Below are 14423 nucleotides of genomic sequence, written 5' to 3'. Positions count from 1 at the left end.
TGCGCTGTTCCCACAGGCTCGTCCGCGCCTCGCGCCGGGCTGGCACACTTGCGGAGCAGGGCGCGGGAGCGTCACGGGAGGGGATCCACGCAAGGAGATCCGGATGTCCATGGCAGAAAACCTGCGGAAGGTCACGGGGCTGGGCAGGGTCGGTGGCCTGCGCAAGGTGGCACGGCTGGCCAGGCGCCGGCGTGTCGACCTGAGCCATCCCGCCCGCTCCCCGCTGGGTTCGTCCGTGGTGAACTGGGTGATGTACCAGGGCGGTGTCCGCGTACCGGAGTGCACCGACCTGGCGGAGGCCGTGAAGAAGGTGCGCGGGAGCGACGAGGGTTTCGTCTGGCTGGGGCTGCACGAGCCGACGGTGCGTGAGTTCGCCGGCGTCGCCGGGTTGTTCGACCTGCACCCGCTGGCGGTGGAGGACGCGGTCGAGGCACATCAGCGACCCAAGCTGGAGCGGTACGGGGAGACGCTGTTCGCCGTGTTCAAGACGGTCTGCTACGTGGAGCACGAGCAACTGACGGCGACGAGCGAGGTGGTGGACACCGGCGAGATCATGGTCTTCGCCGGCGAGGACTTCGTCGTCACGGTGCGGCACGGCCGGCACGGCTCGCTGGGCCCGCTGCGCGAGGAATTGGAGGCGCAGCCGGAGCAGCTCGCCAAGGGGCCGGCGGCGGTGCTGCACGCGATCGCCAACCACGTCGTGGACGACTACCTGAGCGTCACGGACGCGGTGCAGGCCGACATCGACCAGGTCGAGACCGACGTCTTCTCGGAGAACGGCGCACGGACCGACCCGGGGCGCATCTACCAGCTCAAGCGCGAACTCCTCGAATTGAAGCGGGCCGTGGTGCCCCTCGGCCGCCCGGTGGAGGACCTGGCCACCCGCCCGATACGGGTGGTCGGACCGGAGATACAGGCCTACTTCAGGGACGTGTCCGACCACCTGATGCGGGCCAGGGACCAGATAGCCGCGTTCGACGACCTGCTCAACTCCATCCTGCAGGCGCACCTCGCGCAGGTGACGGTCGCGCAGAACGAGGACATGCGGAGGATCACGGCCTGGGCCGCGGTGATCGCCGTGCCGACGATGGTGTGCGGGGTGTACGGCATGAACTTCGACCACATGCCCGAGCTGCACTGGCGCTTCGGCTACCCCCTCGTCATGTCGGTGATGGCGGCGGGCTGCCTCGCCTTGTACCGGGGCTTCCGGCGCAACGGCTGGCTCTGACCGGCCCGGAGCCCGGCCGGTTCGCCGGGGCGTGCCGTCAGCCGTTCCAGGCGGGGTGCCGCGGGTCGTCGGCGCGGACGAGGACGTCGGCCGTGGCGGCCGGGTCGGTCTCCGCCTCGTAGCGCTCGAACGCGGGGAGCGTCCAGTGGTCGGCCTCGGGTGTGCGGCGGCGCAGGGCGCCCGGAGACAGCAGGAGGTGCACGGTCAGGTCGAAGGGGAACCAGTGCCGCAGCAGGAGGGGGCCGTGGAGCAGGAGGATCCCGCCGGGCGGGAGGGGGACGTAGGGACTGCGCGTGGCGCGGTCGGTGGCCGGGTCCCACAGGTCGGGCAGGACGCGGCCGTCGCCTCCGGGCTCCAGCGGGCCGAAGACCTCGCGCCACAGGGCGCCCGTGTCGAACCATCCGCCGTAGTAGGCCTCCACGTCCCGGCGTCCGTGCTCCAGGCGGAGCGAGGCGGGGCGCAGGAAGCCTTCGGCTCCGACGACGAGCGAAGGCCTGCCGCGCACACGCAGCGCCTGTGCGACACGCTCGGCGAGGTCGTCCGGGCGGGCGGCCGGCGCCCCGTCGAAGCCGACGCGCGGCCAGGCACTTCCGTCGGCCGGCTCCAGCGCGAGCAGCCGCTCGGCGAGCAGGTCGGCGAGCCGGTCCCAGGTGATCGCTTCGAGTCGCACGGAGCCCATGATGCAGGGTCGCGCCGGCGTGCGGGGGCAGAGGGGCGGGGCAGGGCGGTGGACCGTCGGCCGCGTTCGCCCGCGGCACCCGTCCGCCACCCTGCGCCGGTGTCCGCGCGGACGTATCGTGGCGGGAAGAGTGCCGCGAGAGCGCCGGACGGATGCCGGCCGGTACCGCCCGGCCCGTCGTGCTCCCCGTGCCTTCCGGGGTGAGCAGGCGAGGAAGACGACCATGGCCGATCCCAAGGGGTTCATGACCACGCCGCGCGAGGAGTGGCCGCGGCGGCCCGTCGAGGAGCGGGCCCGGGACTGGGACGAGGTCTGCGTCCCGGGTGCGCTGCTGCCGATCGTCAGCAGGCAGGCGGACCGCTGCATGGACTGCGGTGTCCCGTTCTGCCACGAGGCCTGCCCGCTGGGCAATCTGATCCCCGAGTGGAACGACCTGGTCTCCCGCGAGGACTGGCGGACGGCGAGCGACCGGCTGCACGCGACGAACAACTTCCCGGAGTTCACCGGGCGGTTGTGTCCGGCGCCCTGCGAGGCGGGGTGCGTGCTCGCGATCAACCAGCCGGCCGTGACCATCAAGAACGTCGAGTGTGCGATCGCCGACCGGGCCTGGGAGGAGGGCTTCACCCCGCCGCGCCCGCCCGAGCGGCTGTCCGGGAGGACCGTCGCCGTGATCGGTTCGGGACCGGCCGGGCTCGCCGCGGCGCAGCAGCTGACCCGGGCCGGGCACACCGTGGTCGTCTTCGAGAAGGACGACCGGATCGGCGGGCTGATGCGGTACGGCATCCCCGAGTTCAAGATGGAGAAGCGGCATCTGGAGCGGCGGATCGAGCAGATGCGGGCGGAGGGGACCGGGTTCCGCACCTCGACGGCGGTCGGGCGGGACGTGCCGGCCGCCACACTGCGGGCGCGTTACGACGCCGTGGTGCTGGCCACGGGCGCGACGGCGTGGCGGGACCTCGCGGTGCCGGGCCGGGAGCTGGGCGGGGTGCACCAGGCGATGGAGTACCTGCCGCTGTCCAACCGGGTGCGGGAGGGGGATCTGGAGGTCTCGCCGCTGTCGGCGGCCGGCAGGCACGTGGTGATCGTGGGCGGCGGGGACACCGGGGCCGACTGTCTGGGGACCGCGGTGCGCCAGGGCGCCGCGTCGGTGACCCAGCTGGACATCTACGCGCAGCCGGGCGCCGAGCGGGACGAGGAGGCCGAGCCGTGGCCGACGTACCCGAGGGTCTACCGGCTGTCGGCCGCGCACGAGGAGGCGCGGGACCTGCGGACGGCACCGGCGGCGAACGCGGACGCACGGCTGTTCGCGGCGTCCACGCTCCGCTTCACCGGAGACGGCGACGGGCGGGTGCGGGCGCTGCACCTGGTCGAGGTCGACCCGCGGCGGCGGCCCCTTCCGGGGACCGAGCGGACGCTGCCCGCCGACCTGGTGCTGCTCGCGCTCGGCTTCTCCGGGCCCGACCGGAGGGACGGGCTGGTCGAGCAGCTGGGTCTGGCCGTGGGGGCGCGGGGCACGATCGCCCGGGACGGCGGCTTCGCGACCAGCGTTCCCGGCGTGTTCGCCGCCGGGGACGCGGCGCGCGGACAGTCGCTCGTCGTGTGGGCGATCGCGGAGGGACGTTCGGTGGCGGCGGCCGTCGACCGCCATCTGACGGGCGACTCCCGGCTGCCGGCGCCGGTCTCGCCGTTCGACCGGCCGATGGCCGTGTGAGAGCCCGGTGACCGGGTGAGGGGCCCGATGGCAGGACGAGGGGCCCGGTGGCCGGATGAGGGGCCCGGTGCACGGGTGGGGCACCGCGGGTCGTGGGGGCCACGAGTTCCTGCGCGGGTGACGCGGTCCGCGGCGTGCAGGGCCGTCGAGGCACGCCCGCCCCGGCGTGGCGGGCGCCCCGCGGGCCACCGCGTCGTGCGGGGCCCGCACGACGCGGGCTACGGCTTGCGGGCTACGGCTTGCGGGCCACCGCACCGTAGCCGGGGATCACCCCCTCGTCCTGTCCGGCGACCGGCTCGCCCAGTTCGGGGTGCCACTTGTGGACGATCTCGACGCCGGGCTCCACCAGGTCGAGGCCGTCGAAGAAGCGGGCGAACTCCGCACGGGAGCGCAGGGCCAGCGTGACGCCGGCCGCCCTGAGCTTCTCGGTGGCGACCGCCGACTTCTCGGGGCTGAAGTCGGCCGTGGCGTGGGTCGTCATCAGGTAGCTGCCGGAGGGCAGTTCGGACAGCAGCCGGCCGACCAGGTCGTGCGCGCCGTCGTCGTCGGAGATGAAGTGCAGCAGGGCGACGAGGGAGAGCGCGACCGGGCGGTCCAGGTCGAGGACCTGCTTGGCGCCCGCGAGGATCGTCGCCGGATCGCGCACGTCGGCCTGCAGGTACTCGGTCGCGCCCTCGGGTGTGCTGCGCAGCAGGGCAGCGGCGTGGGCCAGCACGATCGGGTCGTTGTCGCAGTAGACGACGCGGGAGTCGGGGGCGACCTGCTGGGCGATCTGGTGCAGGTTGGGCTCGGTGGGGATGCCGGTGCCGATGTCCAGGAACTGTCGTACGCCCTGCTGGGCGAGCCAGCGCGTGGCGCGCTGCATGAAGGCGCGGTTGACCCGGGCCATGACCGGCACCCTGGGCTCGAGGGCGAGCATCTGCCGCCCCATCTCCTCGTCGACGGGGTAGTTGTCCTTGCCGCCGAGGTACCAGTCGTACATGCGCGCGGGATGCGGCCTGCTGGTGTCGATCCCGGCGGCCGCCGGGTCCTGCCCTGTCATGCGGCGCTCCGTAGGCATCTGGCGTGGTGAGTCATCAACTTAATTGCAACACAAGGAAGTTGAGGGAAAAGAACAATCACGGTCAGGTTCAGGAGAGGAGGAAGTCGGCCTCCCCCGCCTTGGCGCCCTGGATGAAGGCGGTCATCTCGTCGGTGGTGTAGATCAGCGCCGGTCCGTCGGGATCGGTGGACTGGCGCACGGCTATGCGGCCGTCGGCGAGTTTCATCGCCTCCAGGCAGTTCCCGCCGTTGCCGCCGCTCCAGGGTTTGTGCCACCCCTCGCTGCCCAGCTCCCGCGCGGGCATGCCGTTGTAGACGCGACCGCGGGGTTTGATGCGATCCATTCACAGCTCCTTGCGGAGATCCCGCAGGATCTCCTTCGTGCGTTGTGCCGTGGCGGCCTGCGCCGCCATGCGGTCCATGACCTCCAGGTGGGCCGCCACCTCGGAGCGTGCGTCGAGGTAGACGGCACCGGTCAGGTACTCGCTGTAGACCATGTCCGGCAGCTCCGGCATGGCGAACCTGAACAGCACGAAGGGCCCGTACGTGCCCGGGTGCGGCCCGTTGGCGAACGGGGCGACCTGGAGCGTCACGTTGGGCAGCTTCGTGACCTCGAGCAGTCTGTCGATCTGCGCGCGCATCACCTCCGGGCCGCCGACGGGCCGGCGCAGTGCGGTCTCGTCCATCACCGTCCAAAAGCGGGGGGCGTCGGGACGGGTGAGCAGTTCCTGGCGGTGCATGCGCAGGGCGACGTGGCGCTCGATCTCCTCCGGGCTGGTCTGCCCGACGGCGCCCGACCTGAGCACCCCGCGCGCGTAGTCCTCGGTCTGCAGCAGGCCGGGGACGAAGTGCGGCTCGTAGGAGCGGATGAGGGCGGCGGCGCCCTCCAGGCTGACGTACATCGAGAACCAGCCCGGCAGGATGTCGTGGAAACGCTGCCACCAGCCGGGTCTGTTGGCCTCCTCGGCCAGCCGGACGAAGAGTTCGGCCTCGTCGCCGGGGACGCCGTAGGCCTTCAGGAGCATCTGCAGGTACGGGATCTTGAGGGCGACCTCGGCCGTCTCCATGCGGCGGACGGTGGCGGGGGCGACGTGGAGGATCCGGGCGGCCTCCTCGCGCTTGAGTCCGGCGCGTTCCCGCAGGTCCAGCAGGCGTCGGCCGAGGACCACCTGACCCACGGTCGGCGCGGACCGCGGTTCGCTCACACCGTCACCTCCGACACGACAATCACGCTCCGGCACAGGAATCCCGACAGCCCTGCGGCGCCATCCGAAGATCCGTTCGAGGATCCGGCCGGATCGTCGACGGTCCCGGGTGGCGCCGCGCGAGGTGCTGTTGCGAGCAGTGTGCCACGGCCGTTCAGAGAGTCCCACAGCACTCTGCATTTTTCAGAGTGACACTTGCCAAGTGTGCATGGCGGGGCGATAGTGGCAAGCGTGATTCCGCCCGCGCCCTTAGGAACAGACGCCGCCGCAGACCCCCGCGGTCTCGGCGCCGCGCCGGGAGCAGCCCCTGGTGGGGGCGCCGCCGAGCGCCGGTTCCGCTTCGAGCTGGCCGCACACCCGGCTTCTCCCGCCCAGGCGAGACGCCTGACGCGCGCCCGGTTGACCGGTTGGTCGGTATGCGCGGACACCTGCGACAGCGCGGCCCTGATCATGTCCGAACTGGTGACCAACGCGATCGTGCACACCGCGAGCAGTCGTGTGGTGTGCGAGCTGCACGACCACGACGACACGGTGCGCATAGCCGTGCGGGACGAGGGCTGTGCGCCCGACGAGCCGCACCCCTGTGCGCAGCGTCCGGAGGAGGAGCACGGCAGGGGACTGCTCCTCGTCGACGCGCTGTGCCGTTCCTGGGGGGCCCAGGAGCACGGCGCGGGACTGCTGGTGTGGGCCGAGCTGGCCCGGCAGACCGACGCGGTCCGCGAAGCCGCCGAGCCGCACGGCGACCTGGGCTGGGGTGCCCGCTCCAAGCCGGGTTCCGCGCGCAAGCCCGCCGAGGACGAGCGGGCGGCACGGGCCCGGCGTGACGGCACCCGGGCCGACCAGCACCAGCCGGGTTCCCCGCGCGGCACCGAGGGCGGGCGGGCGCAGGTACGGCGCGAGACCGGGGCGGCCGAGCGGCACCACGCCTGGGGACGGCCGTGAGCGGCGCCGACGGTCCCGGCCGGCCGCTGGGGCTGGACACCCTGGTGCACCTCGGGCGGCGTCAGCCCCCGTCCGCCCCGGTCCGGCGCCTTCCGGTCCCCGCGGGCATGACCGTCCCGCTCGGCTGCGACGCCGTGGCCGTGCCCGACCGCCTCGGACCGCTCATCGTTCCGCGCCTGCCGCGGGTGGGATGCGTGTACACCGACGGCGCGCGCTGGTGGTGGATCGTTCCGTCGGACTCCGACTACGCCCTCCCCTGGCCGGCCCCCGCCCTCTACGCCCCCGGCGCCCTGGTCCCCGGCGCGGCCCGCCTGATCCACCGCCCGGAGGGGACGGTGCCGTACACCCCGCCGATCCCGCTGTACCTGGCCCTGTGCCGGGTGACGGGCACGACACCGGAGTGGTCCCGGCCCCTCTCGGCGTGACGCTGCGCGGGCCCGGCCGGGCCCGCGCCCCCGGCGCCCCTGCTCCCCACCGGGCGCCGTGCGTCCACCGGCTCCGTCTCCCCCACTTCCTCCGCGCCCCCCTTACCCCCCTCTCGCGCCCTGCCCCGGAGCCGGCCGGCCCGCGATAGTGGCCGTTCGGTCACGGCCCGGGGAGGTCTGCGGTGGGCAAGGGGCGGGAGGCGGGTGGGCCCGAGGTCTCGGAGTCGGAGCGGCTGCTGTTCGGCGGCCCGCTGCGGTACGACATGGGGTGGAACGAGCACGCGGACGCCTTCCTGGAGCTGGGTTTCCGGGCGATGGTGGCCCGGTTGCCCGGCATGCTGGCGTCCAGCCTGCGGCTCGCCCGGCAGGCGGACCCGCGTGCCACGCGGACCGTGCTGGCCGCCGAGGTGGGCCGGGGCGCGGCCCAGGCGGTGAGCCTGCTGGCCGTGAACAGTGCGCTCGGCAGGCTGCTCGCCGGTCCGGACATCCAGCAGCGGCTGCGCTCCGCGCTCCCCGCCCTGGTCGTCATGGCCGCCGTGATGATGGTCGCGGCGCTGCTGCGGGCCGCCTCGACCTACGCCACCGGCCGCCTCGAACCGAAGGTGGAGCGGGTGGCGACCGAGCTGTACCTGGAACGGGCGGCGAACGTGGAGCTGGCCGCGATCGAGGACCACGCCTTCCACAAACTGCTGGACACCGCCCAGTACGGGGCGCGCTCGGCCCGGCACATGATCGCGTACGGCACCCGGGTGATCAACGCGATGATCTCGCTGGTCGCCGCGGCCGGTGTGCTGACGGTGCTGCATCCGGCGCTGCTGCCGCTGCTGGCGACCATGACCCTGCCCAGCGCCTGGAGTGCCCTGACCAACGCCCGGCGCCGCTACGAGTCCTTCCACACCTGGGTGCAGCACGCCCGCGCCGGACAGCTGATCGGCAGCCTGCTGACCGAGCCGGGTGCCGCCCCGGAGATCCGGGTGCACGGCGTCGGTCCGTTCCTGCTGCGGCACTTCCGGTCCATGTCGGAGACCGCGGAGGCGGAGCAGGCCCGGCTGTCCCGCCTGGCCGCCCGCACCGGTCTGATCGCGGCGGCCTGGACGGGCCTGGCGACACTCGCCACGTACGCCACGCTGGGCGGGCTGCTGCTGACCGGCACGATGGCGCTGTCGGTGGCCGGTACGGCGGTCATCGCGATCCGCACCGGCTCGGCCAGCCTGGACACGCTGGTCCTGGAGATCAACCAGCTGCACGAGGAGGCCCTGTTCGTCGGCGACCTGCAACGCCTGTACGCCGAGGCGGCCGAACGGGCGATCCCGGTCGGCGGGGAGCCGCTGCCGAAGGACCCCGAGGAGATCCGGTTCGAGCACGTCACCTTCGGCTATCCGGGCGAGTCGGCCCGCCCCGCCCTCGACGACGTGACCCTCGCCCTCCCCCTGGGCCGGATCATCGCGCTCGTCGGCGAGAACGGCTCGGGCAAGACCACCCTGGTCAAGCTGCTCGCGGGCCTGTACACACCGGACCGGGGACGGATCCTGTGGGACGGCGTCGACGCGGCCGGCGCCGACCGGCGGCTGCTCGCCGAGCGGGTCGCCATGGTGGCCCAGGACTTCAAGCGGTGGCCGTTCACCGCCCGGGTGAACGTCGCCGTGGGCCGCTCCTCCGTGCCCCTGACCGACGAGCGCCTGGCCGCGGCGGTCGCCGAGGCCGGGGCCGAGGAGGTGGTCGCGGACCTGCCGCGCGGCCTGGACACGCTGCTGGCCCGCAACTTCAGTGGCGGGCACGAGCTGTCCGGCGGCCAGTGGCAGCGCCTGGGCATCGCCCGGGCCGCGTACCGGCGCGGGCGGATCCTGATCGTGGACGAGCCGACGGCGGCGCTGGACGCGCGGGCCGAGCTGGAGGTGTTCGAGAAGATCCGGGCGCTGGCGGCAAGCGGGCAGACCGTCGTCCTGATCACCCACCGGCTGGCCTCGGTCCGGCACGCCGATCTGGTGCACGTCCTGGAACAGGGGCGGCTGGTGGAGTCCGGGACCCCGGAGGAGCTGCTGGCCAGGGGCGGTGTCTACGCGGAGCTGTACGCGCTGCAGGCGGAGCAGTTCACCGCGAGGGTGCCGGCTCCGAAACCGGCCTGAGGCACCCGCGGCCGGCCCCGTCCCGGCGGCCGTCTCACTCCAGGACCTCGCCGCCGCGCACGATCACCAGGAATGTGTCCGTCGACAGGTCCATGACGACTTCGGCGGGCAGGCCTTCCAGACGGCGGGCGTGCGCGAACTCCTCCGCGGGCCACGATCCCCGCGGGCCACCGGCGGGAAAGCGTTCGAGCACCTTTCGCCCGTTCACCATCTCGCACCTCCAGAAAGCATTGTGTTTGCAGGATTCAACGCCCTGGAACGGGGAAAACGCGTGTCCGGTGACGGGACTGAGACATAGTTGACACCTGATCGACACGGAGAGTGAAATTCCTATCACTTAGGGACAGGAAGAATACGTTCCGCGATCGGAAAGGCACGACGGGTTCCGACCTCGACCGGCCGGGGCCGGTCCGCGGCATCGGCGTGCGGGCCGGCCGGTGCCAGGAGGTGTCAGGTGGCGCCAGGTGGTGTCAGTCGTCGTGCTCGTCGTGCAGCCGGAGCCGGTCGCCGCCGCGCGGGTGCGGACCGAGCGCGGTCAGGTCGAGCAGGCCGGCTAGGTGCCCAGGGCGTCCAGTGCGCCGTCGTGGACCGAGTAGGTGTGGAAGACCCGGTCGTGGTCCCGCGGGAAGCAGCTCGGGCCCGGGCGCTCGACCGGTTGGCCGTCCCGTTCCACGGTCGCCTCGAAGTCGCGGTTGAAGTCGCTGTGGCACGACGAGTACAAGGGCACCGCCCAGCCCGTCCGCGCCTTGAACGGCAGGATGCGGGTGAACGGCGCGCGGGAGACGGCCGCGAACGAGGTGTCGCGGGCGTGCAGGTGGGCGAGGTGGCCGACCTGGTCGAGGGAGGCCGCGCAGCACGCGCAGCCCGCTTCCCGCTCCGGGGCGAACATGAAGTGGTGGACGACGAGCTGGGACCGGTCCCGGAAGAGGTCGAGGAGGGTGGACTCGCCGTCGCCGCCCTCGAAGACGTACTCCGGGTCGGCCTCGGTCATGGGCAGCCGCCGGCGCTCGGCGGCGAGCGCCTGCCGTGCCCTGCTGACCGCCTCCTCCTTGCTCCGCAACTCCTCGCGCCGCGCGTCATTGCTCGCGCGAGACGATCTCCGGGTGTGCCATGGGCCCTCCTGTCCGACGGTCGGTTCGGGGTGGTGACCGTCGGCGGCGGAACTCATCGCCGGGCGCGGAGTTTTTCCCGCGGGGGCGCGCGGGGCGGGGCGGTGGTGACGCGCGTCCGGCCGTGCCCCGGGCCCGCCCCGGTCACACGGACCCGGTCGCACCCCGGCTCCCTCACCTCACCTGCACGCAGCCGCGCCCGGGTCCCCCGCTCACGCCCGTGCGGTCGCGCCGGGCTGCCACTCACGCGGCGGTGGGGAGTCCGGTCCGGGCGCGCTGGTCCTCCAGCGCGTCGAGTGCCTCGTGGAGCCGGAGGACGTGGCGCGGGCCGAGGCGGCCGGTGTCGTCGAGGTGCACGGCGCAGGCGGTGGTGGTGTCGACGAGCCGTTCCAGGACGGCGGCGACGGCGTCGGCGCCCTCGGTGTGCCGTGCCAGGGCGGGCAGTTCGGCGGCGGCGACCGCGATGGCGGTGCGGGCCTCGGCGAGGGTGCGGTAGGCCTCGCGGCGCAGCGCCCACCGTTCGGCCCGGTCGCCGGACTCGCTCAGGACGTGCGCGAGGTAGGCGTGCGCGGCGCTCCCGGCGGCGGCGAGCCGGGCCCGTACGCCGCCGCCCCGCCTTCCCGGCATCGGCAGATGGCCGACGACCAGCACCAGCGCGCAGGCGAGCAGGGTCTCTCCGATCCGGCCGGCGGCGGCCTGCCGCTCGCCGCCGGCCATGACCAGGGCGAGGACGAGGACGGTGACGACGGCGGTCAGGGCGGCGAAGTGCCGGACGGCGACCGGCAGGAGCGCGCCGCACACCGCCACCAGCGCGATCACTCCGGCGGGGCGGGGCAGCAGCGGGGCGAGTCCGGCGGACACCAGGGCGCCCAGCACGGTGCCGGCGGCCCGGCACAGCACGCGGGAGGCGAGCGGTCCGAGGTCGGGCTTGACCAGGAAGACGGCGGTCGCCGGGAGCCAGTACCAGTGCTGGTGCCCGTACCAGCGGGCCTGGTGGAGGGCTTGGGCGATGGCCGCGCTGGCGCCGAAGCAGAGGGCGACGCGCAGGCCGTACTCCCGCCCGCCGGCGCCCAGCGCGGCCCGGACGGCGCTGCGTGCGCTGCGGCGCCGGGCGAGCAGCCGGTGTTCGGCGCCCTCGGCGCGGTCGAAGGCCTCGGCGGCCCGCAGCAGGGCGTCGTCCAGGGCGCGCAGAGCGGGTGCGGACCGGTTCGGCGCGGGCAGCGGGCCGGTGCCGGTGTTGCCGCGGACGGCGGCGGCGAGCCGCCGGGGGCCGTGCACCGCCCGTGCACAGACGGGTTCGCCCGCCCAGGCCAGCGCGGTGGCGGCCTCGGCCAGGGGCAGCGCGGCGGCGTACTGGGCGTGCAGCCGGCGTTCGGCCGCGGAGCTCGCGTACCGGCGCAGCCGGGGCCCGGCGAGGGTGTCCTGGGCGTGGTCGAGCGCGGCGGTGAGCGCGGCCCGGCGGGCCGTGGCGCCGGCGCCGCCCACGGCGTCGAGGAGCGCGGCGACGGCCTCGTACACGTCGGCGACCGCCCTCCGCTCCCCGTCGAACCGGAAGTCGCCGGCGATCGACCCGGGCGTGGGCAGCACCAGGCGCAGCGCCAGCAGCCAGCCGGCGCCGGCGAGGAAGGCGAGGACGCGCTGCCAGCCGGTGTCGGGCAGTGCCATCCCGGCGCCGAAGGCGGCGGTGACGAGCAGCTGGGTACCGGCCGCGGAGGCGACGGGCCCGACCGCGCTGACGCTGCCGGCCGCCAGTCCGAGCACGGTGAGCAGCAGGGTCAGGGGCACCGCGGACAACTGCTGGCCGCCGTACGTCCCCACGAGCAGTCCGAGGGCGCCGGCCAGCGCGGGCACGCCGAGCCGTGTGACGGAGGCCCGCCGGGAGCCGGGCCGGTCGTTGATGCCGGCGAGCATCGCGCCGATGGCCGCCATGATCCCCAGGCCGGACCGGCCGCCCAGTACCCCGGCGAGCAGCAGCGGTCCGGCGGCGAGCCCGCCCCGGACGACGGCGCTCCAGGGCACGGGTCCGCGCTGGGCGCGCAGGGCGTGGGCGAGCCAGGGGGGCGGGCCGGCCGTCCGGCGGCCGGAACGAGCGGAGGCTGCGGGACGCGACACGGGGCTCCTGTTCGTACGAGGGCGGCAGTGCCGTCGGACGCCGGTGGCCGGGGCTGTGCTTCAACGGTAAGGCGCCTTCCCGGAAACGAACGGGACGATCGCGTTTCACGGAGGTGAAAGCCGCCGGGCCGGGGTGGTCCTTCCGGGAACACGCTGCCCGAACGGCGCGAGCAGGCCGGCACCCCACCCGGAAATCCGGGTGCGCGGACCCGGGCGGGACCAGGAGGATCGGGTGGTCAGCCACCACCCACACCCCACCAGGAGCCGTCATGATCCGGCGAGTCACCGCGCCCGGACTCTTCCCGCCGCCCGCCTATGCGCACGCCTCCGTCGTCGAGGCGGGCACCCGGCTCGCGTTCCTCGCGGGGGCCGTGCCGCTGGACGACAGGGGCGAGGTGGTGGGCGTGGGCGATCCGGTGCGGCAGGCCGAACAGGTGATCGCCAATCTCCGGGAGCAGTTGCGCGCCGTCGGCAGCGGCCTGGAGCACGTGCTGGTGACGGAGGTGTACGTCGTCGCCGGCGAACCGTCGGTGCTGTCGGCCGTGTGGGAGGTCGTGGAGGCCTCGGGGCTCAGCCGGGGGCCGCACGCCTCCACGCTGCTCGGCGTCTCCTGTCTCGGGTACACCGGGCAGCTGGTGGAGATCACGGCGACAGCCGTGGCGCCGGAGCCGGCCGTGGCGCCGGAGCCGGTCTAGGTACTGTCCACGGAGGTTGGGGACGGGTGACGGCGATCACTGACGTGTGATCTCGAAATGGGTGAGGGCCTTCCGGCCCGGTGTGGATGGCGACGTCTGCACCAGCGGCAGAAAGGCCCTCGTGCCCCACCGCGATGCACCCCTGACCGAGACCGGCCGTCTGCGTCCGGCCCGCCGCGTGGTCGAGGACGGCTGGCCCCTCAGACGTGCCGCCGAACGCTTCCAGCCCTCGCCGACCGCAGCCCAACGCTGGGCCGACCGCTACCGGCAGTCCGGCGAGGCCCGGATGCGCGGCCGTTCCTCCCGGCCTCGCACGAGCCCGCGCCGGACCCCGACCCGCACCGAGCGCCGGATCATCAAGGTCCGGCTCCTGCGCCGCTGGGGACCGGCCCGCATCGCGGGCCCGCTGCGGCGGGTGCCCCCGACCGTGCACCGGGTGCTGACCCGATCCGGCCCGGCCCGCCCGTCGCATCCGGACCGGGCCACCGGCCGCGTCATACGCCGCCACGAACGCCAGCGGCCCGGTGAACCGGTTCGCGTCGACATCAAGCAGCCCGGCAACATCCCCGACGGCGGCGGCCACAAGGTCCTCGGCCGGGCCGCGGGCCGCAAGACCCGATCCGGCACCGGCTCCAGCTACCTGCACACCGCCGTCGACGACCACTCCCGCCTGGCCCACGGCGAGATCCACACCGACGAGAAGAAGGAGACCGCCACCGGCTTCCGGCAGCGGGCCCACACCTTCTTCACCGCACACCGCATCACCGTCGAGCGGGTGCGGACCGACAACGGCTCCTGCTACCGCTCACACCACTGGCGCGATCTGCCGGCAGAGGCCCAGATCACCCACAAGCGCACCCGGCCCCACCGGCCGCGGACCAACGGCAAGGTCGAGCGCTTCAACCGCACCCTGCTCCACGAATGGGCCCACGCCCGCCCCCACCGCTCAGAAGCCGAACGACGTGCGGCATTCCCCGACCGGCTGCACACCTACACTCACCACCGCGGACACACCGCACTGAAAGGCCGACCACCCGCCAGCCGCGTCCCCCACCTCACGGGGCGATACACCTGGGCCTCGTCGTCCGGCCGGCTGCGCGGGGCACCACGGCCCGGGCCACTGCGCCGGACGGCCCGCGTCCGGCCCCTC

At 74.1% G+C, this 14423-nt stretch carries 12 protein-coding genes and 2 pseudogenes; 7 read left to right on the top strand and 7 right to left on the bottom strand.

The genetic code is table 11. From position 1 onward, the window contains the following. Positions 1-103 precede the first annotated feature (103 nt). Entirely contained in the window at positions 104-1228 is a 1125-nt protein-coding gene (locus QQY24_RS23405; protein WP_301974672.1) for a magnesium and cobalt transport protein CorA, read from the top strand. A gap of 37 nt (positions 1229-1265) precedes the next feature. On the opposite strand, the gene QQY24_RS23400 is transcribed toward QQY24_RS23405, so the two are convergent. Then, positions 1266-1907, bottom strand: coding sequence for a uridine kinase (locus tag QQY24_RS23400; protein WP_301974671.1), 642 nt, complete (start codon positions 1905-1907; stop codon positions 1266-1268). Between the two features lie 223 nt (positions 1908-2130). On the opposite strand from QQY24_RS23400, the gene QQY24_RS23395 reads away from it, so the two are divergent. After that, complete coding sequence (locus QQY24_RS23395; RefSeq protein WP_301974670.1) at positions 2131-3618, top strand: glutamate synthase subunit beta; 1488 nt, start codon at positions 2131-2133, stop codon at positions 3616-3618. A gap of 232 nt (positions 3619-3850) precedes the next feature. Here QQY24_RS23395 and QQY24_RS23390 read toward each other — a convergent pair whose 3' ends face one another. The 3 genes from QQY24_RS23390 to QQY24_RS23380 form a co-directional block, all read right to left on the bottom strand. After that, entirely contained in the window at positions 3851-4660 is an 810-nt protein-coding gene (locus tag QQY24_RS23390) for an SAM-dependent methyltransferase (protein ID WP_301974669.1), read from the bottom strand. A gap of 88 nt (positions 4661-4748) precedes the next feature. After that, entirely contained in the window at positions 4749-5003 is a 255-nt protein-coding gene (locus QQY24_RS23385; RefSeq protein ID WP_301974668.1) for a DUF397 domain-containing protein, read from the bottom strand. Beyond that, positions 5004-5864 (bottom strand): helix-turn-helix transcriptional regulator, encoded by an 861-nt coding sequence (locus tag QQY24_RS23380; protein WP_301974667.1) that lies wholly within the window; start codon positions 5862-5864, stop codon positions 5004-5006. Between the two features lie 195 nt (positions 5865-6059). Between QQY24_RS23380 and QQY24_RS23375 the strand changes: the two genes are divergently transcribed. From QQY24_RS23375 to QQY24_RS23365, 3 genes are all read left to right on the top strand, one after another. Beyond that, the gene (locus QQY24_RS23375) at positions 6060-6806 is read left to right on the top strand and encodes an ATP-binding protein (protein WP_301974666.1); all 747 of its coding nucleotides are present in this window, start codon (positions 6060-6062) and stop codon (positions 6804-6806) included. Continuing rightward, positions 6803-7231 carry a hypothetical protein gene (locus tag QQY24_RS23370; RefSeq protein WP_301974665.1) on the top strand — a complete coding sequence of 143 codons (429 nt, stop codon included), beginning with the start codon at positions 6803-6805 and terminating at the stop codon, positions 7229-7231. The genes QQY24_RS23375 and QQY24_RS23370 overlap by 4 nt, the downstream gene beginning before the upstream one ends. Positions 7232-7494: 263 nt before the next feature. After that, a complete protein-coding gene (locus QQY24_RS23365; protein WP_301976337.1) occupies positions 7495-9357 on the top strand; it encodes an ABC transporter ATP-binding protein in 1863 nt (620 codons plus the stop codon). A 34-nt stretch (positions 9358-9391) separates the two neighbouring features. Here the strand turns inward: QQY24_RS23365 and QQY24_RS23360 are convergent, their stop codons facing one another. The 3 genes and pseudogenes from QQY24_RS23360 to QQY24_RS23350 form a co-directional block, all read right to left on the bottom strand. Continuing rightward, complete coding sequence (locus QQY24_RS23360) at positions 9392-9568, bottom strand: hypothetical protein (RefSeq protein ID WP_301974664.1); 177 nt, start codon at positions 9566-9568, stop codon at positions 9392-9394. Positions 9569-9827: 259 nt separating this feature from the next. Next, positions 9828-10469: pseudogene (locus QQY24_RS23355) on the bottom strand (DUF899 family protein). A gap of 240 nt (positions 10470-10709) precedes the next feature. Further along, a complete protein-coding gene (locus QQY24_RS23350) occupies positions 10710-12578 on the bottom strand; it encodes an FUSC family protein (protein WP_301974663.1) in 1869 nt (622 codons plus the stop codon). Between the two features lie 269 nt (positions 12579-12847). On the opposite strand from QQY24_RS23350, the gene QQY24_RS23345 reads away from it, so the two are divergent. Further along, the gene (locus tag QQY24_RS23345; RefSeq protein ID WP_301974662.1) at positions 12848-13273 is read left to right on the top strand and encodes a RidA family protein; all 426 of its coding nucleotides are present in this window, start codon (positions 12848-12850) and stop codon (positions 13271-13273) included. Between the two features lie 121 nt (positions 13274-13394). Then, positions 13395-14342, top strand: a pseudogene (locus tag QQY24_RS23340) (IS481 family transposase); the annotation flags it as partial. Positions 14343-14423: the final 81 nt, after the last annotated feature.

Source organism: Streptomyces sp. TG1A-8 (genome assembly GCF_030499535.1).
GTDB lineage: Bacteria > Actinomycetota > Actinomycetes > Streptomycetales > Streptomycetaceae > Streptomyces.
This window is presented reverse-complemented; position numbering and strand designations above follow the sequence as displayed.

Coding starts and splice junctions, on each gene's coding strand:
- QQY24_RS23360 (WP_301974664.1), bottom strand. CDS start 9,568: ATGGTGAACGGGCGAAAGGTGCTCGAACGCTTTCCCGCCGGTGGCCCG.
- QQY24_RS23385 (WP_301974668.1), bottom strand. CDS start 5,003: ATGGATCGCATCAAACCCCGCGGTCGCGTCTACAACGGCATGCCCGCG.
- QQY24_RS23390 (WP_301974669.1), bottom strand. CDS start 4,660: ATGACAGGGCAGGACCCGGCGGCCGCCGGGATCGACACCAGCAGGCCG.
- QQY24_RS23365 (WP_301976337.1), top strand. CDS start 7,495: ATGGGGTGGAACGAGCACGCGGACGCCTTCCTGGAGCTGGGTTTCCGG.
- QQY24_RS23395 (WP_301974670.1), top strand. CDS start 2,131: ATGGCCGATCCCAAGGGGTTCATGACCACGCCGCGCGAGGAGTGGCCG.
- QQY24_RS23400 (WP_301974671.1), bottom strand. CDS start 1,907: ATGGGCTCCGTGCGACTCGAAGCGATCACCTGGGACCGGCTCGCCGAC.
- QQY24_RS23405 (WP_301974672.1), top strand. CDS start 104: ATGTCCATGGCAGAAAACCTGCGGAAGGTCACGGGGCTGGGCAGGGTC.
- QQY24_RS23345 (WP_301974662.1), top strand. CDS start 12,848: ATGATCCGGCGAGTCACCGCGCCCGGACTCTTCCCGCCGCCCGCCTAT.